An 18,397-nucleotide genomic window follows, 5' to 3' on the forward strand; every position below is an offset into this window, starting at 1 on the left:
GCATGTTCAAGAAAATCCTCATCGCCAATCGCGGCGAGATCGCCCTCCGCGTTCAGCGCGCCTGCCGCGAGATGGGGATCGCCTCCGTCGCCGTGCATTCCACCGCGGATGCGGACGCCATGCATGTCCGCCTCGCGGATGAGAGCGTGTGCATCGGACCACCGGCCGCCCGCGACAGCTATCTGAACATCCCGGCGATCCTCTCGGCCGCCGCCATCACCGGGGCGGACGCGATCCATCCCGGCTACGGCTTCCTCAGCGAAAACGCGAATTTCGCCGAGATCGTGGAAGCCCACGGCATCGCCTTCATCGGCCCGACTGCCGCGCATATCACGATGATGGGCGACAAGATCGCCGCCAAGGACGCCATGAAGCGCCTCGGCGTGCCGCTGGTGCCGGGCTCGGACGGGGCGCTGCCGAACCTTGCGGCCGCCGCGGAAGTCGCCGCCAGCATCGGCTATCCCGTGCTCATCAAGGCCGCCGCCGGCGGCGGCGGGCGCGGCATGAAGGTCGCCCACAGCGCAGACGAACTGGCCGAAGCCTGGCAGGTGGCCCGCACCGAGGCCAAGGCCGCCTTCGGCAACGACGCCGTCTACATGGAGAAATATCTCGACCGCCCGCGCCATATCGAAATGCAGGTGCTGGCGGACAGCCACGGCAACGTCGTCCATTTCGGGGAGCGTGACTGCTCCTTGCAGCGCCGCCACCAGAAGGTGCTGGAAGAGGCCGGCTCCCCCGCGCTCACCGCCGCCCAGCGGGATGCGCTGGGCGAGACGGTGACCACCGCGCTCAAGGGCCTCGGGTACCGCAATGCCGGCACGCTCGAGTTTCTGTATCAGGACGGGCAGTTCGCCTTCATCGAAATGAACACCCGCCTGCAGGTGGAGCATCCGGTGACGGAACTCGTCTGCAACGTCGATCTGGTGCGCGAACAGATCCGCATCGCCGCCGGCGAGCCGCTGGGCTACGACCAGTCGGCGGTAACCTTCTCCGGCCACGCCATCGAAGTGCGCGTGAATGCGGAAGACCCCGACACCTTCATTCCCAACCCTGGGCTGATCACCACCTTCCATGCGCCAGGCGGCCTCGGCGTACGTGTCGATAGCGCGCTCTACGGCGGCTATCGCGTGCCGCCCTATTACGACTCGATGATCGCCAAGCTCATCGTCCATGCGCCGGACCGCGCCCAGGCGATCGCCCGTCTGCGCCGCGCGATCGACGAATTCGCGGTCATCGGCGTCAAGACCACCCTGCCTTTGCACCGCCGCATCCTTGACGATCCCACCTTCCAGTCGGGCGACTACACCATCCACTGGCTGGAAAAATTCGTCGCCGGCACGGCCTGAGCCGTGTCGTGGCGCGCCGGTCTGCTTGCTCTCGCGCTGTGGCTGACGGCTCTACCGGCCATGGCCGGGGCTGAGGAACAGGCGGCCCGGCGGCAGGCAGCCGCGAGCCGCCTCGCCCTCCTGCAGCAGGAATTGCGCGACCATCCGAGCGCGACCCGCGTGCTCGCCGACTGGTGTGCCCGCTACCATCTCGCGGCCGAGCCCCGCATCGTCGCCGAGCGGGTGGCGGGGCCGCCCAAGCCCGCACCGGAGAGCGTGCGGCGCAATCTGCTCCTCGCCCCGGGCGAAGCGCTCGGCTACCGCCGCGTGCAACTGCTGTGCGGCTCCGAGGTGCTATCGGATGCCGACAACTGGTACGTGCCCGACCGTCTGACGCCGGCAATGAATGCCCTGCTCGACCATAGCGACACCCCTTTTGGTCTGGCGGTCGCCGGCCTGCATTTCCGGCGGCAGACGCTGTCCAGCGAGATTCTGTGGCATCCGGGCAAAGGGCCGATGCCCGACCACGTGCTGCGCAACGTCGGCCTGCTGACGGCCGAAAGCGGCACGCCCATCTCCCAGGTCGTCGAAAACTATACGGCTGCGGTCCTCGGCCCAGCGGACTGATCGTCCGACCAATCCGATTCTTGCAGGCAGGGCTTGCGAGAAGTCTCTGGCGCGCGGGGGCCCGACGGGGCAAGATCGCGCACCGGCGCCGCGCGGGCGGCCCTGGCAAGAACGGCACCGGCCGCCAAGGGCCGAAGGATTGAAACCATGCTGAACACCCTGTCTTCCACCATGCATCTCAATGCGCGCGACAACGTGGTCATCGCGCGGGTGGAGATTCCCCAGGGAACGGCGCTCGCCGATCGGGGGGTGACGGCAGGGCAGCGCATTCCGCGCGGCCATAAGATGGCGCTGAGGGCCATTCCGAAGGGGGAGCCCATCCTACGCTATGGCCAGGTGATCGGCTTCGCCAAGACCGACATCGCACCGGGCGACCATGTCCACGTGCAGAATTGCGAAATCCATGAATTTGCGCGCGATCATGCCTTCGGCGCCGATGCCAAGCCCACCGACTACATTCAGCCGCAGGCGACCTTCCAGGGCATCATCCGGCCGGACGGCCGGGTCGCGACCCGCAACTACATCGGCATCCTAACCTCGGTGAACTGCTCGGCCGGCACCGCGCGCTACGTCGCAGAAGCCTTCCGCCGCAATCCCTTCACCGGCGAAGCGGGGCTGCTGGCCGATTACCCGAATGTCGACGGCGTGGTGGCGCTGACCCACAAGACCGGCTGCGGCATGGCGATCGCGGGGGAAGGGATGGATACGCTCCGCCGCACCATTGCGGGCTATGCGCAGCATGTGAACTTCGCGGCCGTGCTCGTCATCGGCCTCGGCTGCGAGACCAACCAGATCAGCCCGATCATGCAGAGCCGCGGCATTCAGCCCGGCAGCCGGCTCGCCACCATGGTGATCCAGGAAAGCGGCGGTGCGCGGAAGACCGTCGAAGCCGGCATCGCCAAGGTGCGCGAGCTTCTGCCCGAAGCGAACAACGTCACCCGCGTCACCGTCCCGGCCTCGCATCTCAACGTCGCCCTGCAATGCGGCGGGTCGGACAGCTTCTCCGGCCTCACCGCCAATCCGGCGCTCGGCCATGCCTCGGACCTCATCGTGCGCCATGGCGGAACCGTCGTCCTGACGGAGACGACCGAGATCTATGGTGCCGAACACCTCCTGACCCGCCGGGCCGTCAGCCCGGAGGTGGGCCAGAAGCTGCTCGACCGCCTTTCCTGGTGGGAGGAGTACACCCGGCGCAACGGCGGCGAGATCGACAACAACCCCTCCCCCGGCAACAAGGCCGGAGGGCTCACCAACATCGTCGAAAAGTCGCTCGGCGCCGTCGCCAAGGCCGGCACCACCAATCTCGTGGATGTCGTGGGCTATGCGGAGCCGGTGACCGAGAAGGGGCTGGTGGTGATGGATGGGCCGGGGTTCGACCCGGTCTCGGCCACCGGCCAGGTCGCGGGCGGCGCCAATGTGCTGTGTTTCACCACGGGCCGCGGCTCTGTCTTCGGCTGCAAGCCCACGCCCTCGCTGAAGCTCGCGACCAATACGCCGCTCTACGACCGTCAACCCGACGACATGGACATCAATTGCGGCACCATCGCCGACGGCACCGAGACGGTGGAGGAATGCGGCCAGCGCATCTTCGAGACCATCCTGCGCGTTGCCTCCGGTGAGCGTACGAAGAGCGAGCTGATGGGCTTCGGGGATGACGAATTCGCACCCTGGCAACTCGGCGCCACCGTCTGATCGACGGGGTGTGCCATTGCGGCGGCCGCCCCGCCGCCGCATCTTCGGCTGATGACGGACGAGACCGCCGAAGCGTTCTACCACGCGACCATCATGGATCGCGCCCGCCGGCCCCGCTATGCGGGGCGGCTGGAGCCTTCCGATGCCAGCGCCGAGGCACGCAATCCGCTCTGCGGGGACCGCATCTCCCTGCAACTCACGCTCGGCATCGGAGGGCGGGTTAACCAGATCCGCCATCAGGCCCGCGCCTGCGCCATCTGCGCCGCCTCGGCCGATCTGATGGCCGAGATGGTGCCTGGGCTGACCACGACCGAAATTGCCACGACGGCTGCGGATTTCGAACAGGCGCTGCGCCGTCACCAGCCCTTGCCGGCCGAAAGTCCACTCGCCTGCTTCCAGCCGCTCGCCAAGGTGCCCTCCCGCATTTCCTGCGCGACCCTCGGCTGGACCGCGCTGCTCTCCGCCCTGAAGGATCTGCCATGAAACGGCTTCTCACCCAGGCCCGCCTCGTGACGCTCGCGGACGGCGCACCTGGCCTCGGCGTCGTGGAGGACGGCGCCGTGCTGATCGAAGATGGGCGCATCGCCTTTGCCGGGCCGGCTGCTGGCCTGCCGCCGATCACCGATGCCGCGGTGACCGATCTCGGCGGCCGCTGGGTCACCCCAGCGCCGATCGACTGTCACACCCATCTCGTACACGGCGGCAATCGCGCGCGAGAATTCGAGATGCGGCTGGATGGCGCGACCTATGAAGAGATCGCCCGCGCCGGTGGCGGCATCGTCTCCTCGGTCGCCGCCACGCGCGCGCTTTCGACTGAACAGCTCGTCGAGGCCAGCCTGCCGCGGCTCGACGCGCTGCTTGCCGAAGGCACGACGACTGTCGAGATCAAGTCCGGCTACGGGCTCGACATCGCCTCCGAATGCCGGATGCTCGAAGCGGCACGCATGCTGGAGCGGCGCCGCCCCGTTCGCATCCGCACGAGCTGGCTCGCGGCCCATGCCCTGCCGGTGGCGTATCGCGGCCGGTCCCAAGCCTATCTCGATGAGGTCGCGATCCCCGGCCTGCGCCAGGCGGCGGCCGCGGGCCTCGTGGATGCGGTGGATGGCTTCTGCGAAGGCATCGCCTTCTCCGCTGCCGAGATGGAGCAGGTCTTCACGGCGGCCCGCGCCCTCGGCCTGCCGGTGAAGCTGCATTCCGAGCAGTTGTCTCATGGCGGCGGGGCGCAGCTCGCCGCGCGCTTCGGCGCGCTCTCGGCGGACCATCTGGAATATGCCGATGCCGCCGATGCACGCGCCATGGCTGAGGCCGGGACCGTCGCCGTTCTGCTGCCCGGCGCCTATTACTTTATCCGCGAACCCAAGACGCCGCCGGTGGACCTCTTTCGGGAGGCCGGCACACGGATGGCGCTCGCGACCGACTGCAACCCCGGCACCTCGCCGCTGACCTCGCTGCTGCTGACCATGAACATGGGGGCGACGCTGTTCCGCATGACGGTGGCGGAATGCCTCGCCGGAATCACGCGCGAGGCGGCACGCGCCTTGGGCCTCGCCGCCGAGACCGGCACGCTGGAGGCCGGGAAATCCGCCGATCTTGCGGTGTGGACCGTCGAAGAGCCGGCGGAACTCGTCTACCGCATCGGCTTCAACCCTCTGTTCGCCCGCTACTTCAAAGGCGAGCCTGCCAGGATTTGAGGTCTTCCTGAGTGTCCACGTCCCTCAGAATCCCTTCATCCGGCACCGCAACGCGCAGACAGTCCGCCGGCAGCAGGGATCTCGCCCCGCGATCGCCGGTAAGCGCCCGCATGGCGACGAAATAGTCGCGGTCCCAGAGAATCGGATTGCCGATCGTGCCGGCGAAGACCGGCACCGTGACCTGCCCCGGCCGGTGTGCGGAAACCAGGGCGCGCAGCGTCTCCGGGGAGACGCCGGGCATGTCGGCCAGCGCCACGAGAACGGCCTCGGTGTTTGCTGGTAGGCTCACGAGGCCGGTACGCAGGCTCGCGGCCAAGCCTTCCGCATAATCCTCCGCCACCACCAGACGCACCGGCCGCGCGGCGAGCACCGCGCCCATCGCTGCGGCGTCGTGGCCGAGGACCACCGTCACCTGCGGAAAGACGGCCAATAGGTGGTCGAGCGCATGCAGCACCATCGGCCGCCCATCGGCACCGGCCTGCAGCAGCTTGGGCGTGGTGCCCATGCGGCGGGAGAGGCCAGCCGCCAGGAGTAGGGCCGCGATCTCAGCCACGGTCGGCGCAGGCACCGCCACGCCGGACGGCGACGATCTCCGCCAGGATGGAAAGCGCGATCTCCGACGCCGTCAGCGCCCCTATGGCGAGCCCGACCGGTCCCCGAATGCGGGCGAGCGTGGCCGGGTCGTGACCCAGTGCCGCCAGCCGCTCGAGCCGGGCGGCATGGCTTTTCCGCGAGCCGAGGGCGCCGATGTAGAAGGCCTCTGCGCGCAAGGCCGCATCGAGCGCCGGATCGTCCAGCTTCGGATCATGGCTGAGGGCGACGACGGCGCTCCGCGGGTCGAGGCGCAGGGCCGCCATCGCCTCTTCGGGAAACTCCGTCATCCGCGGAACACCGGGAAAGCGCAGTTCCGTCGCGAGCGCAGTGCGCGGGTCGACAATGGTGGGTTGGAGGCCGAGGCTACGAGCCTGCGGCACCAGCGCCTGGGCGATATGCACGGCGCCCACCAGGATGAGCCGCAGCGGCGGATTATAGGGGCGGAGGAACCAGCGGACCTCGGCGAGTTCCATACTCTCGCTGCGGTCCGTCCGCAGCAGGGCGCGCGCCTTCTGGTTCAGCGCCTCGGGCATCTCCGGGTCCGGCAGGAGGCATTGCGCCCCATCCTGCAAGCGGGTGGCGAGCACGACCGGCCGCGCCTCCGCCCGCGCGCGGCCGAGCGCCGCGGCGAGCGCCGGGGTCATGCCAGCGGTTCCAGGAACACCTCGACCTCGCCGCCACAGGCGAGACCGACTTCCCAAGCCCGTGCCTCCGTTACGCCGAAGGCGAGCAGGCTCGGGGTGCCGCTCTCGATGACGCGGCCGGCCGCCTCGATCACCGCAGCCTCGATGCAGCCACCACTCACCGAGCCGGCGAAACGGCCATCCGTCGCAATCGCCATCTGACTACCCGCAGGTGCCGGCGCACTGCCCCAGGTGCGGGTCACGGTGGCAAGCGCGACCGCGGTGCCGCTCGCGCGCCAGGCGAGCGCCGTGTCGATGACTTCGTCCGGCATGCCTGGCACGGTCACGGCCGGTCAGATAGCGAAGACGATGGGCGCGTGGGCCGGGCGCTTGAGGCCCTGCGTCTGCGCGCGCTGGATCAGCGCTTCGAGGGTGATGCTCTTGAGATGGGTGCGGGCATGGCCTTCGAGTTCGGCCCAGAGCGGTGCCACGGCGGCGGATTGCAGCTCGCCCCCGGCTTCCGTTTCGGAATGATCGGGGCCTTCGCCGGTCACGGCATCCACGACCTCTGCCAGGGTGATCTGGCGCGCGCTGCGGCCGAGGCGATAGCCTCCTTTCGGACCGCGCGTGCTGTCCAACAGGCCCGCCCGGGCCAGGCCCTGCAACACCGGCTCGATGCCCCGTCGCGCCATGGACAGGCGATCGGCAATGTCGCCTGCACTTTCCAGGCGCTGGCGACCTGCGTGCCATCCTATATCCAGCATGACGGCCACAGCGGTATAGGCTCGTTCACGGCGCATGAGCATGGTCTATCCCCGATCAGGCCGGACGGCCGGGCGCAATTCACTTCCTGAGAGGGTAATATAGGGCGATGCGTGCAAGCAAAGTAGAGGGGCGATCGAAACAGGCATCTATTTCGCAATCGGAGAGCCGTCCCGCCGCCGCCACCCCGCCGCGCCCGCCCGTTCATGCGCGCGGCCGCATCTGCTCGAGCATTCTTGACGCGATCGGCGGCACGCCGCTGGTGCGGCTCGGCCATTTCATGGAGCGGGACGGGCTGGCTGCCGAACTCCTTCTGAAGCTCGAATATCTCAATCCGCTCGGCTCGGTGAAGGACCGGATCGGCCTCGCCATGGTCGAAGCGGCCGAAACGGAAGGCACGCTCATTCCCGGGCGCAGCCATCTGGTGGAGCCGACCTCGGGCAATACCGGCATCGCCCTTGCCTTCGTCGCTGCGGCGAAGGGCTACCGGCTGACCGTCGTCATGCCGGACTCGGCCTCCGTCGAACGCCAGCGGATGATCCGCCTGATGGGCGGCCGCGTGGAACTGACCCCGGCACGGGAGGGTATGGCGGGCGCCATTCGCCGGGCCGAGGCCATCGTCGCGGCCGCGCCCGACGCTTGGATGGCCCGGCAGTTCGAGAACATGGCGAATCCCGCGATCCATGAAGCCACCACGGCCGAGGAGATCTGGGCCGATTGCGCCGGCGAGATCGACATGCTGGTGGCGGGAGCGGGCACCGGGGGAACCCTCACCGGAATCGCCCGCGCGCTGAAGCCTCGCCGCCCCGGCTTCCAGGTCATCGCCGTCGAACCCGCGGAGAGCGCCGTGCTGTCGGGGGATGATCCGGGGCCGCACGAAATCCAGGGCATTGGCCCGGGCTTCTGCCCGGAGACGCTGGACATGAGCCTGATCGACCGCGTGATCCCGATCTCGGAGACCGAAGCCATGGAGACGGCGCGGCTCTGCGCCAAGCTGGAGGGGATACCGCTTGGCATCTCCTCGGGCGCCGCGCTTGCCGCGGGTCTGGCCGTCGCACGCGAGCCCGCGAGCCGTGGCAAGCGGATCGTCGTGATCTGCGCCTCCTCCGCAGAGCGGTACCTCTCCACCAACCTTTTCAATGGGTTATAGGAGCATATTTTCGATCGTCAGATATGGTTAATCGTAATAACGAATATGTGACGGAATTGCATGCCACCATGCTGCAGTGCGCAATGGCAATGCGAGGGCCGTGAGTATATGTTGCGCGTCAGCACAAATGCTGAGGAGCATCACCGTGGCCACTCTCGCCCAATCCCAGACCCGTTCCCTTGGGCGCGTCCTCGCCGAGCGCTTCCAGGGCCTGCGCGCCCGCTATGCCGCGCACATGGCCGTCGTTCGCGAACGTCGCCGCATCGCCCGCGAGCTCGAGACCTACTCCGATGAGCAGCTCGCCGAACTCGGTTTCAGCCGCTTCGACATTCCGGCTGTCGCCGCCGGCACCTATCGCCGCTGATCGGCTGAGACATCCGCCCCGAACCCGGCCCTGCAGGGCCGGAACGGGTGCCCATCATGCCGACGCCTGTCGATGACGCTCGCGGCCCTGCGCCGGGGCGATCTCGCCGGCGCTACTCATCTGCGGTTGCGGAACATCACCGCCGTCCCAACCGAGATCTTTGGCCTCGCCGACTCGCTCGAAATCCTCGACCTGTCGGACAATCCGCTTACCGACCTGCCGGCCGACATCAGCCGCCTGCACCGGTTGCGCGTTCTCTTCTGCTCGCAAAGCCAGATCACCCGGCTGCCGCCGGCGCTCGGAGACTGCCCGAGCCTGAGCCAGCTCGGCATTCGCGGCGGCGTCCTATCGGAGATTCCGGGCGAGTCGCTGCCACCTCGACTGCGCTGGCTGACCGTCACCGACAACCGGCTGACGGCACTGCCGGATGATCTCGGCCGGCGCCCAGCGCTCGAAAAGCTGCTGCTATCGGGCAACCAGCTCGCCCGCCTGCCTGAAAGCTTGGGCGATTTGCCCCGTTTGGAACTGCTCCGTCTCTCGGCAAACCAGCTGGAGCGGCTGCCGCCCTGGCTCACGCAGCTGCCGTGCCTCGCCTGGCCCGCCTGGGCCGGCAATCCGTTCGACCGTACGATCCCGCCTGCCGCCCGCGCTATGCCCTGGGCCGACCTGTCCGGTGCGCAGCCTCTCGGCGAAGGCGCATCGGGCCTCGTCCAGGCAATGAAGCATGCGCCCAGCGACGAGACGGTCGCGGTGAAACTCTTCAAAGGCCGCATGACCAGCGACGGACTGCCGGAACGCGAGATCGCGGCAACCCTGGCGGCAGGGCGGCATCCGCACCTTCTGTCCGCACTTGGCCGCATCACCGGGCATCCCGAGGGCCGCGACGGTCTGGTGCTCCCGCTTCTCCCGTCCGGCATGCGAACCCTCGCCGCGCCGCCCAGCCTCGAGAGCTGCACGCGGGACGTCTATGACGAAGGCCTGTGCCTACCGTTCAAAGAGGCCCTGCGGATCGCCCGCGCCATCGCTTCTGCCGTGGCCCACCTCCATGCCCGCGGCCTGATCCACGGCGATCTCTATGCCCACAACATCCTGTGGGACGAGCGTCATGCGGTGCTCACCGATTTCGGCGGCGCCGGCTTTCTACCGGAGGGGGCGGAAGCCGGCCTGCTTGCCAAGATCGAGGTGCGGGCCTTCGGCATCCTGCTGCAGGAATTGCTCGACCGCGCGGATACGCCCGCCCCCGCCTTGGCCGAGCTGTCCGTCGCCTGCCGTCAGCCCAGCCTCACCGCGCGACCCACCATGGCCGAAGTCGTCGATCGCCTCGACACCCTAAGCCCGTCAGAGGCGTGACGTCGCCCGCCGCCGCAGCCGGGGTTTCGGAGGCGGCACCGTCGCATCGAGCAGTGCATGCATCGCCGCGATGGTTTCGGGTGAGAGACGGTGGATCGTCTGCGCCAGGCGGTTGGCCAACGCCGTCTGCTCCGGCAGCAGACCCGCCGTGTTCACGGTGACACGCGGGTGGGAGAGCTTGGCGAGCTGCGCCAATTCCTCCGCATCGTCCCAGATCAAGCCGAAGAACTCACACACCTGGTGGACGAGGCCGGCGCTGGGACCGCCGCGCCGGCCGTGCTCCAGGGCCGAAAGGTAGGCGGGAGAGACCTGTAATTCGGCGGCGAGCCGCGCCAGCGTCACCTGCCGCGCCTGGCGCAAGGCCCGCAGCCGGGCACCGAAGGGCGTCACCGGCGCCGCCTGAGCAGCAGGATCACCGCGCCGACATTGGCGCGATGCGGATGGGCTGCGGCCAGGACGCCGGCGCGGATGTCCGGCCGGTTGATCCAGTGCGGCAGCTCGCGCTTCAGCACGCCGCCTTCACCCGCCCCGCGGCCGGTCACGATCTCGACGCAGCGGACGCCGTCCGCCCGCGCCTCGGCAATGAAGCGTTCGAAGGCGGCGAAAGCCGATTGCGCCGTGCGGCCGTGCAGATCGAGCGTCCGCTGCGGCCGCATCCGCCCGCGTCGCAATTTCTCCCAGGACGCACCGTCGAGCCCTGCCGCGGCTTCACCCACCGCAATCTCCGGCGGGGGCGCCTTGGGCACCGGCCGGGCCGCCGGTAGAACCACCGCCTTTCCCTGTGCCGGCGGCGTCTCTGCCGCCACCGTCGGGGCCGGCGCGAAGGCGGCGAGCGCCAAGGCTTCGGCGGCAGCCAGAGGTTTCGCGCCGATCGCCTGCGCGAAGCTCAGCCACTCCGCCCGCTCGCGCTCAGAGAGACGGCGCGGCGGCACCGGCCGGTCCTGCCGGGCGGTGCCCGAAAATCGCCGTGCCGACACGCACCAGCGTGGCGCCGCAGGCAATGGCTTGCGGAAAGTCACCCGACATGCCCATCGACAGGGCGACGAGGCCGTGCCGCGCGGCCCGCTCGGCGAGCGCGCGGAAATACGGCGTAGGGTCGCCTTCCGCCGGCGGGATGCACATGAGGCCCCGCAGCGTCTCACCGAAGCGCCGCTGCATGGCGGCGATGAAGGCATCCGCCTCCGCGGGTAGAACACCGCCCTTCTGTGGCTCCTCGCCCACATTTACTTGAACGTAGAGATCCGGCAGGCGGCCTTCGCGCTCGGCCGCATCGGCGATGGCATCGGCGAGCTTCGGCCGGTCCAGCGTCTCGATGGCATCGGCGAGGCGCACGGCCTCCCGCGCCTTATTGGTCTGCAGCGCGCCGATGATGTGCAGCCGGAAGTCGTGCGTGGCGCGCAGCGGTGCGAATTTCGCCGCCGCCTCCTGCACGCGGTTCTCGCCGAAGAGGCGCTGTCCTGCCTGCATCGCTGCGACAACCGCGCTTTGCGGATGGAATTTGGACACGGCGACGAGCGCGACCGCCTCCGGGGCGCGTCCGGCCGCGCGCGCCGCCGCCGCGATATCGGCGCGCACCCGGGTCAAAGCCTCGGCAATGGAATGGGCCTCGTTCGGCAAAGCGGCTGCGGTCTGCGACATGGCGTCGAGATTCCTCACAAGCCGCGCCGGGGGTCAAGCGTTGCGGCGCAGCATTCCATGTCAAAGAAGCTTCACACATGGGCAAGAGCGACTGTGGCATTAGGCCCACAGGCCGCTGTGGCAAAAATGCCAGGCGGGCAGAATACGGGTTCTACGAGCCGATGATGGCGCTCGCCTCCTGCGACGCCGCACAGAGGTTCTCTCGTCTGTTGTTCGTCAATCTGTCCGCTCGCGGGAGCGGTCGCTACGTGCCTTGCCGCGGCATTCCGGTGCCCGCGGGTTCTCAACCGGAGGATTCCTCTTCTCATGCGACAGTATCTCCTGGCCGGCGCGGCAGCGCTGACGGCCGCCATCGGCCTCGCGGGCGCCGCCCAGGCCCAGGTTTCGACCCCCGACTTCACCAAGAAGATCGCCCCCGGCACCATCGTCGTCCGCCTCGGCGGCCGCGTCGCCGAGTGGGCCGGTGTGAGCGGCTTCACCGGTCAGAACTATAACGGCACCAAATATTCCAGCTACGGCCTCGGCGGCTACATGCGCCTCTATCCGGGCTTCGACGGCGTCGCCGCCAACGGCCTGCAGTATGGTGCCCAGGCGGAAATCCGCGAAAACACCGCCACCAGCCCCGGCACCAGCGCCAGCACCGAAACCCTCTACGTGTTGCGTGACTTCGGCTACATCGGCCTGCCGCAGGTCGGTCTTCTCCGCTTCGGCCAGCAGGAAGGCGCGCTCTACCTGTTCGACACCGGCCGCTTCGAAGGTGGCCCCGAAGGCTTCAATGACGGCGGCTGGAACGGCGACATCCAGAACTTCTTCGTCAATTCCTCGGCCCGCCCGGTCTATCCCTTCACCTGGTCGAACAGCACCCGCACCACGGACAAGATCGACTACATCACCCCGACCTTCAGCGGCCTCAGCTTCGGCGTGAGCTTCGAGCCAAACCAGACGGCGGAAAACTACGCGCCCGCGACCGTCTCCTCGACGACGGCGACCGACCTGCGCCGCAACACGCTCGAACTCGGCATCCGCTACAAGCAGAAGTTCGGCGCACTCGCACTCAACACCTCGGCCGGTTACATGACCGCGGCTCCCGTGGCCTATACCGGCACGGCCAAGGCCGGCCTGCCCTACCAGAACATGCAGGTCGGCAGCTTCGGCATGACGCTGAGCTACGCGGGCTTCGTGGTCGGCGGCAACACCAAGTTCGGCAACATGAACGGCCAGTTCGAGCCGAACTACGAAGGTGGCTCCAACGCCATCGGCTGGCTGGCTGGCGGCTCCTACAACACCGGGCCGCTGACCGTCGGTGCCAGCTACTTCGTCTATGACAGCCAGGGCGACATGTCCTCGCCCACCACCGAAGGCACCCGCCGCGAATACGGTGCGGCTGCGGGCCTCACCTATCTCGTGGTGCCGGGCCTGAAGCTCTTCGCCTCCTACCTCTATGGCGGCCGTCACCAGACAGGCTACAACTTCCTCGCGAGCAAGGCCGGTTCGATCAACAACGACACCAACGCGCAGGTCTTCGCAATCGGCACCTGGCTCTACTGGTAAAATATCGCGCATAGCCCGCGGCTCCGGCCGGCGGGTGCGATCGAAGCGGCCGGCAGACATGCCGGCCGCTTTTTTTTTGCCGCGCGCGCTATTCGTTCATTCTCGCAACGAGATAGGGGATCCAGACACCGCCATCTGTGGCTTAATCGCCACAGTGTTTCGTAAATGTCATGCTGCGGCTGCGTTGCCGTTGCGAATTTGGCAAACGAATGACCATTATTCCTCGCGCTACTCCCAAGCCGGTTCGCGGTCTGCACGCGTGAGCCATGGATGAAGGTAGGGGCGATAGTTTGTTGGCCGGTTTCCGGCACTAACCAGGAGGAATAAATGCGTAAGCTCCTACTCGCGACGGTCGCGACCGTGGGTGCCTCGATGGGTCTGGCCGCTGCGGCCGATGCCCAGACGGCGGCGCCCGGCTCCGTGACGGTCCGCCTCAATGGCCGCGTCAACTGGTACGCCGGCATCGAAGGCTCCAGCCTCGACAACATCGGTGGCACGAAGACTTCGACCGACAGCTTCCTCGGCTACATGCGCCTGTATCCGGGCTTCGACGGCGTCGCCGCCAATGGCCTGCACTACGGTGCGGCGACCGAAATCCGCATGAACGGCGGCTCTTCGGCCGGCGCTGAGACCCTGTACGTCTTCCAGGCCTATGGCTACCTCGGCCTCCCCGAAGTCGGTCAGATCAGCTTCGGCCAGCAGAACGGCCCGATCGTGCTCTTCGAGACCGGCACCTTCGAAGGCTTCAACGACGGTGGCTGGTGGGGTGACCTTCCCGCGATCGTTCCGGGCAACGCGCAGCCGGTCTATCCCTTCGTTGACAACGGCGGCCTGAGCCAGTCCACGAACAAGATCGTCTACCTGTCCCCGACCATCTCCGGCTTCCAGTTCGCGGTCGGCTTCGAGCCGAACCACACCGCTGCGAACTACACGCTGGCGGAAACCTCCACGACGACCCCGATCGTCGGCGGCATGCCGCGTAACCTGATCGACGTTGGTGGCCAGTTCACCCACAAGTTCGGTCCGGTCGGCATCCAGATCGGTGCGGACTACCTCGGCGCTGGCCAGGTTGCCTACACGGGCGACACCCCGGCCGTCTCCTACAAGAACATGAACATCTTCTCCGGTGGTGCGACCGCGACGATCGCGGGCTTCACCTTCGGTGGCAACGTTGTCTACGGTGCCTTCAACCAGGTGTCCGGCTACAACTTCCAGCTGGAGCCCGATGGCGGCAACGCGGCGATCGGCTGGCTGGCTGGTATGCAGTACACCACCGGCCCGATCACGGTCGGCGGCAGCTTCTTCAACTTTAATACGACGGGTGATCTTCCGGGCGGCATCGACGCCGGTTCCGGCGCCACCATCACCTCCGCCGGCCTGACCACCGGCCAGCAGGTCAACAACGGTCTCGCCCTCGGCGGCACCTACACGCTGGTCCCCGGCGTGAACCTGTTCGTCGACTACGACTACGGCTGGCGTCACCAGGGTGGCTACGACTTCGCCACCGGCAACGCGGGCACGGCCAACAACCGCGTCCAGTCGCAGCTCTTCGGCGTCGGCACCCAGATCCAGTGGTAATCTAACCACTCTGGTTGGACTGAATGAGGCGGCGGGACATTCCCGCCGCCTTATTTCTTTGTGTGACTGTCACGCTAGATGCTTGGCAGGCGGGACGCCGAGGGTTAGAGACAAAGCCCCCGCGCGGGTCGTGCGGCTTTCTTCCCTGGGCAGGCGCAATGGCATTGACGAATAGTAGGTCTTCTCTTCTCGGTCGCAGCCTCTCCGCGGCGCTTCTTTTCGGTGTTGCATCCCTCACGGGCTGCGGCGGCAAGTCGGAGCCCGCTAATCCCCAGGTGCTGAACGGCGATCAGGTTTCCGGCGCCGGCTACAAGGGCAATGACGGCGGCCTGCTGGGATCGGACGGCCTGTCCTTCGGCATCAACAAGAATCCGCACGCGACCAACAGCTCCGGCAATGCCGGCATTGGGGTGAACGCCTATCTCTGGCGCGGCGCGCTCGACACCCTCTCCTTCATGCCCCTCTCCTCCGCCGATCCCTTCGGCGGCGTCATCATCACCGATTGGTATCAACCGCCGGGCGATGCCACCGAGCGCTACAAGGCCAATGCCTATATTCTCGGCCAGGATCTGCGCGCCGATGGCGTGCGCGTGACCGTGTTCAAGCAGGTGCTGCAGAACGGCCAGTGGGTGGATGCCCAGGTTTCTCCCGGCACCAACGAGCAGATCGAGGACAAGGTCCTCGCCCGGGCGCGCCAGCTGCGCGTTCAGGGCACCACCAACTAACACGCCTCTGGAGACCGCGCCGCACCCATGCCGGGTGCGGTGCGCGGGCCGCATTTCGCCCGCGATGTCCCGCCGCTTGCCGCGAGGCGGGAAGTGCCGGATAGACACGCCATGACCGACATCACCTCGTCCGATCCACAAGCCCCGCGCTACGATTTCCGACGCCAGGAACCGCAATGGCAGCAGGCCTGGGACGCCCAGAGCTGCTTCGCCGTGGAAGACGTGCCGCAGGACGGCCGGCCCAAATATTACGTGCTCGAGATGTTTCCCTATCCCTCGGGCAAGATCCACATGGGCCACGTGCGCAACTACACGCTGGGCGACGTCGTGGCCCGCTACCGCCGGGCGCGGGGCTACAACGTGCTACATCCCATGGGCTGGGATGCCTTCGGCCTTCCCGCCGAAAATGCAGCCCGCGAGCGCCGCACGCATCCCGCAAGCTGGACCTGGGAGAACATCCGCAACATGCGCGCCGAGCTGAAGCGCATGGGCCTCTCCATCGACTGGCGGCGTGAATTCGCCACCTGCCAGCCCGAATACTACGGCAAGCAGCAGAAAATCTTCCTCGACTTCTTCAAGGCCGGCCTGGTCGAGCGCCGCGAAAGCTGGGTCAATTGGGATCCGGTGGACGGCACGGTACTCGCCAACGAGCAGGTGATCGACGGGCGCGGCTGGCGCTCCGGCGCGCTCATCGAAAAGAAGAAACTGTCGCAGTGGTTCTTCGCCATCACCAAGTTCGCGCCCGAGCTTCTGGCGGCGCTGGACGGGCTGGACCGCTGGCCCGAACGCGTGCGGCTGATGCAGGCCAACTGGATCGGCCGCAGCGAGGGCGCGCGCATCCGCTTCCCGCTCACCACGCCCGCTGCCGGCCTGTCCGAGGTCGAGGTCTACACCACGCGGCCGGACACGCTCTTCGGCATGTCCTTCCTGGCTCTCGCGCCGGAACATCCTCTGGCACTCGCGATCGGCGAGCAGAATGCGCAAGCGGCCGACTTCATCGCCGAATGCCGTCGCCTCGGCACCACGGCGGCCGCCATCGAGACCACCGAGAAGCGGGGCTTCGCGACGGGCCTCAGCGTCCGTCATCCCTTCCTCGAGGGCGTCACGATCCCGGTCTGGATCGCCAATTTCGTGCTGATGGACTACGGCACCGGCGCGATCTTCGGCTGCCCGGCGCATGACCAGCGCGACTGGGATTTCGCGACCGCCTACGGCCTGCCCATCCGCCCCGTGGTGAAGCCGGCGCAGGGTGATCCGCCGGCGGACGAAGCCTATACCGGCCCCGGCACCTTGATGAATTCCGGCTTTCTCGACAGTCTCGGCGTCGAGGAAGGCAAGTCCGCGGCGATCGCTCGGCTGCGGGAGATCGGCTGGGGCGAGGGCGAGACGAACTGGCGCCTGCGCGATTGGGGCGTCAGCCGCCAGCGCTACTGGGGCTGCCCGATCCCCATCATCCATTGTGATGCTTGTGGCACCGTGCCGGTGCCGGACGACCAGCTGCCGGTCGTGCTGCCGGAGGACGTGACCTTCGACCGGCCGGGCAACCCGCTCGACCATCACCCGACGTGGAAACACGTCGCCTGCCCGCAATGCGGTGCCGCGGCGCGGCGCGAGACCGATACCTTCGACACCTTCGTCGACAGTTCCTGGTATTTTTCCCGCTTCTGCGCGCCTGAGGCAGCGGAGCCGGTCTCCCGCGCCGCGACCGACTACTGGATGCCGGTGGACCAGTACATCGGCGGCATCGAACACGCGATCCTGCACCTGCTCTATTCTCGCTTCTTTACGCGCGCCATGGAATCCATGGGCGACATCGGCGTCGCCGAGCCTTTTGCCGGCCTCTTTACCCAGGGGATGGTGACGCATGAGAGCTACCGCGGCGCCGACGGCCGCTGGCTCTATCCGACCGAGGTCGAACGGCGGACCGACGGCTCGGCCGTCGTCGCCGGCAGCGAGGAGCCGGTGACGGTCGGGCGTATCGAGGCGATGTCCAAGTCGAAGCGCAACACCATCGACCCTGGCGCCATCATCGACCGGTTCGGCGCCGATACCGCCCGCTGGTTCATTCTGTCGGACAACCCGCCCGACCGCGACATGGAGTGGACGGAAGCGGGCGTGGCCGGCGCCTACCGCTTCACCCAGCGCCTATACCGCCTGGCCGAAGGCGTCGCCGCCCTTGGCACCGTGCCGGCCCCGGCCGAATGGTCCGCCGCAGCCCGCAAGCTGCGCCGCGCCACCCATCGCACCATCCAGGCGGTGTCGGAATCGCTCGAATCCTTCGGCTTCAACGTCGCCGTCGCGCGCCTTTACGAACTGGCGGCGGCGCTGACTGAGGCCGAGAAGGAGGGCGCGGCCGCCCCGGGCGATGCCTCCCTCGCCGCCGCCCGCGTCGAAGCGCTCGACATGACCATCCGGCTGTCGGCGCCGATGATGCCGCACCTCGCCGAAGCGATGAACGCGCTGCTGCATCCGGGTGCCGGCCTCGTCGCCAACGAGGCATGGCCCAGCTTCGACGAGAGCCTTACCGCCGCCGAGACGGTGACGATCGCGGTCCAGGTCATGGGCAAGCTGCGCGGCACGGTGGAGTTTCCCCCCGGCAGCCCGGCGGAGGCGGTGATCGCCGCGGCCGAGGCCGAGCCCAACGTCGTGCGCGCGCTGGAAGGCAAGCGTATCGTCAAGCGCGTGCATGTGCCGGACCGTATCGTCAACTTCGTCACCGCAGGCTGA

19 protein-coding genes are annotated in these 18,397 nt (G+C 67.8%); 12 read left to right on the plus strand and 7 right to left on the minus strand.

Going from position 1 to position 18,397, the window contains the following annotated elements:
* Positions 1 to 2 precede the first annotated feature (2 nt).
* The 5 genes from accC (at position 3) to hutI (ending at position 5,335) form a co-directional block, all read left to right on the plus strand.
* A complete protein-coding gene (gene accC / locus ACYQ6W_RS07860) occupies positions 3 to 1,346 on the plus strand; it encodes an acetyl-CoA carboxylase biotin carboxylase subunit (protein WP_459674606.1) in 1,344 nt (447 codons plus the stop codon).
* A 3-nt stretch (positions 1,347 to 1,349) separates the two neighbouring features.
* Positions 1,350 to 1,952, plus strand: coding sequence for a hypothetical protein (locus tag ACYQ6W_RS07865; protein ID WP_459674607.1), 603 nt, complete (start codon positions 1,350 to 1,352; stop codon positions 1,950 to 1,952).
* 147 nt (positions 1,953 to 2,099) lie between these two features.
* Complete coding sequence (locus ACYQ6W_RS07870; RefSeq protein WP_459674608.1) at positions 2,100 to 3,644, plus strand: UxaA family hydrolase; 1,545 nt, start codon at positions 2,100 to 2,102, stop codon at positions 3,642 to 3,644.
* Positions 3,645 to 3,695: 51 nt separating this feature from the next.
* The gene (sufU, locus tag ACYQ6W_RS07875) at positions 3,696 to 4,127 is read left to right on the plus strand and encodes a Fe-S cluster assembly sulfur transfer protein SufU (protein WP_459674609.1); all 432 of its coding nucleotides are present in this window, start codon (positions 3,696 to 3,698) and stop codon (positions 4,125 to 4,127) included.
* Positions 4,124 to 5,335, plus strand: a complete 1,212-nt coding sequence (hutI, locus tag ACYQ6W_RS07880) for an imidazolonepropionase (protein ID WP_459674610.1) — start codon at positions 4,124 to 4,126, stop codon at positions 5,333 to 5,335. Before sufU ends, hutI begins: the two co-directional genes overlap by 4 nt.
* Here the strand turns inward: hutI and ACYQ6W_RS07885 are convergent.
* From ACYQ6W_RS07885 to ACYQ6W_RS07900, 4 genes are read right to left on the minus strand one after another with little or no spacing between them, the layout of a single operon-like run.
* The gene (locus tag ACYQ6W_RS07885) at positions 5,310 to 5,888 is read right to left on the minus strand and encodes a nucleotidyltransferase family protein (RefSeq protein WP_459674611.1); all 579 of its coding nucleotides are present in this window, start codon (positions 5,886 to 5,888) and stop codon (positions 5,310 to 5,312) included. The two genes, hutI and ACYQ6W_RS07885, sit on opposite strands and share 26 nt — an antisense overlap.
* On the minus strand, positions 5,881 to 6,573 hold the full coding sequence (locus tag ACYQ6W_RS07890; protein WP_459674612.1) for an XdhC family protein: 693 nt from the start codon (positions 6,571 to 6,573) through the stop codon (positions 5,881 to 5,883). Before ACYQ6W_RS07890 ends, ACYQ6W_RS07885 begins: the two co-directional genes overlap by 8 nt.
* Positions 6,570 to 6,884 carry an XdhC family protein gene (locus tag ACYQ6W_RS07895; protein ID WP_459674613.1) on the minus strand — a complete coding sequence of 105 codons (315 nt, stop codon included), beginning with the start codon at positions 6,882 to 6,884 and terminating at the stop codon, positions 6,570 to 6,572. Before ACYQ6W_RS07895 ends, ACYQ6W_RS07890 begins: the two co-directional genes overlap by 4 nt.
* Positions 6,885 to 6,905: 21 nt before the next feature.
* Positions 6,906 to 7,358, minus strand: coding sequence for an RrF2 family transcriptional regulator (locus ACYQ6W_RS07900; protein WP_459674614.1), 453 nt, complete (start codon positions 7,356 to 7,358; stop codon positions 6,906 to 6,908).
* 65 nt (positions 7,359 to 7,423) lie between these two features.
* Here ACYQ6W_RS07900 and cysK point away from each other — a divergent pair, with 65 nt between their 5' ends.
* The 3 genes from cysK to ACYQ6W_RS07915 all read left to right on the plus strand — a co-directional run bounded on the left by cysK (position 7,424) and on the right by ACYQ6W_RS07915 (position 10,178).
* On the plus strand, positions 7,424 to 8,464 hold the full coding sequence (cysK, locus tag ACYQ6W_RS07905; RefSeq protein ID WP_459674615.1) for a cysteine synthase A: 1,041 nt from the start codon (positions 7,424 to 7,426) through the stop codon (positions 8,462 to 8,464).
* A 145-nt stretch (positions 8,465 to 8,609) separates the two neighbouring features.
* The gene (locus tag ACYQ6W_RS07910; protein WP_459674616.1) at positions 8,610 to 8,828 is read left to right on the plus strand and encodes a DUF1127 domain-containing protein; all 219 of its coding nucleotides are present in this window, start codon (positions 8,610 to 8,612) and stop codon (positions 8,826 to 8,828) included.
* A 72-nt stretch (positions 8,829 to 8,900) separates the two neighbouring features.
* Positions 8,901 to 10,178 (plus strand): leucine-rich repeat-containing protein kinase family protein, encoded by a 1,278-nt coding sequence (locus tag ACYQ6W_RS07915; RefSeq protein ID WP_459674617.1) that lies wholly within the window; start codon positions 8,901 to 8,903, stop codon positions 10,176 to 10,178.
* Here the strand turns inward: ACYQ6W_RS07915 and ACYQ6W_RS07920 are convergent.
* The 3 genes from ACYQ6W_RS07920 to ACYQ6W_RS07930 are packed head-to-tail and all read right to left on the minus strand — an operon-like array spanning position 10,167 to position 11,816.
* Positions 10,167 to 10,568, minus strand: a complete 402-nt coding sequence (locus tag ACYQ6W_RS07920; protein ID WP_459674618.1) for a helix-turn-helix domain-containing protein — start codon at positions 10,566 to 10,568, stop codon at positions 10,167 to 10,169. The two genes, ACYQ6W_RS07915 and ACYQ6W_RS07920, sit on opposite strands and share 12 nt — an antisense overlap.
* Positions 10,565 to 11,110, minus strand: a complete 546-nt coding sequence (locus ACYQ6W_RS07925; protein WP_459674619.1) for a Smr/MutS family protein — start codon at positions 11,108 to 11,110, stop codon at positions 10,565 to 10,567. The genes ACYQ6W_RS07920 and ACYQ6W_RS07925 overlap by 4 nt, the downstream gene beginning before the upstream one ends.
* On the minus strand, positions 11,088 to 11,816 hold the full coding sequence (locus ACYQ6W_RS07930) for a YggS family pyridoxal phosphate-dependent enzyme (protein WP_459674620.1): 729 nt from the start codon (positions 11,814 to 11,816) through the stop codon (positions 11,088 to 11,090). The genes ACYQ6W_RS07925 and ACYQ6W_RS07930 overlap by 23 nt, the downstream gene beginning before the upstream one ends.
* 306 nt (positions 11,817 to 12,122) lie before the next feature.
* Here ACYQ6W_RS07930 and ACYQ6W_RS07935 point away from each other — a divergent pair, with 306 nt between their 5' ends.
* From ACYQ6W_RS07935 to leuS, 4 genes are all read left to right on the plus strand, one after another.
* Positions 12,123 to 13,367: a porin gene (locus tag ACYQ6W_RS07935; RefSeq protein WP_459674621.1), complete on the plus strand. Its 1,245-nt coding sequence runs from the start codon at positions 12,123 to 12,125 to the stop codon at positions 13,365 to 13,367.
* Positions 13,368 to 13,694: 327 nt separating this feature from the next.
* A complete protein-coding gene (locus ACYQ6W_RS07940) occupies positions 13,695 to 14,945 on the plus strand; it encodes a porin (RefSeq protein WP_459674622.1) in 1,251 nt (416 codons plus the stop codon).
* Between the two features lie 158 nt (positions 14,946 to 15,103).
* A complete protein-coding gene (locus ACYQ6W_RS07945; RefSeq protein ID WP_459674623.1) occupies positions 15,104 to 15,670 on the plus strand; it encodes a DUF3576 domain-containing protein in 567 nt (188 codons plus the stop codon).
* 111 nt (positions 15,671 to 15,781) lie between these two features.
* Positions 15,782 to 18,397, plus strand: coding sequence for a leucine--tRNA ligase (gene leuS, locus ACYQ6W_RS07950; protein ID WP_459674624.1), 2,616 nt, complete (start codon positions 15,782 to 15,784; stop codon positions 18,395 to 18,397).

The organism is Acidisoma sp. 7E03, from assembly GCF_054665075.1.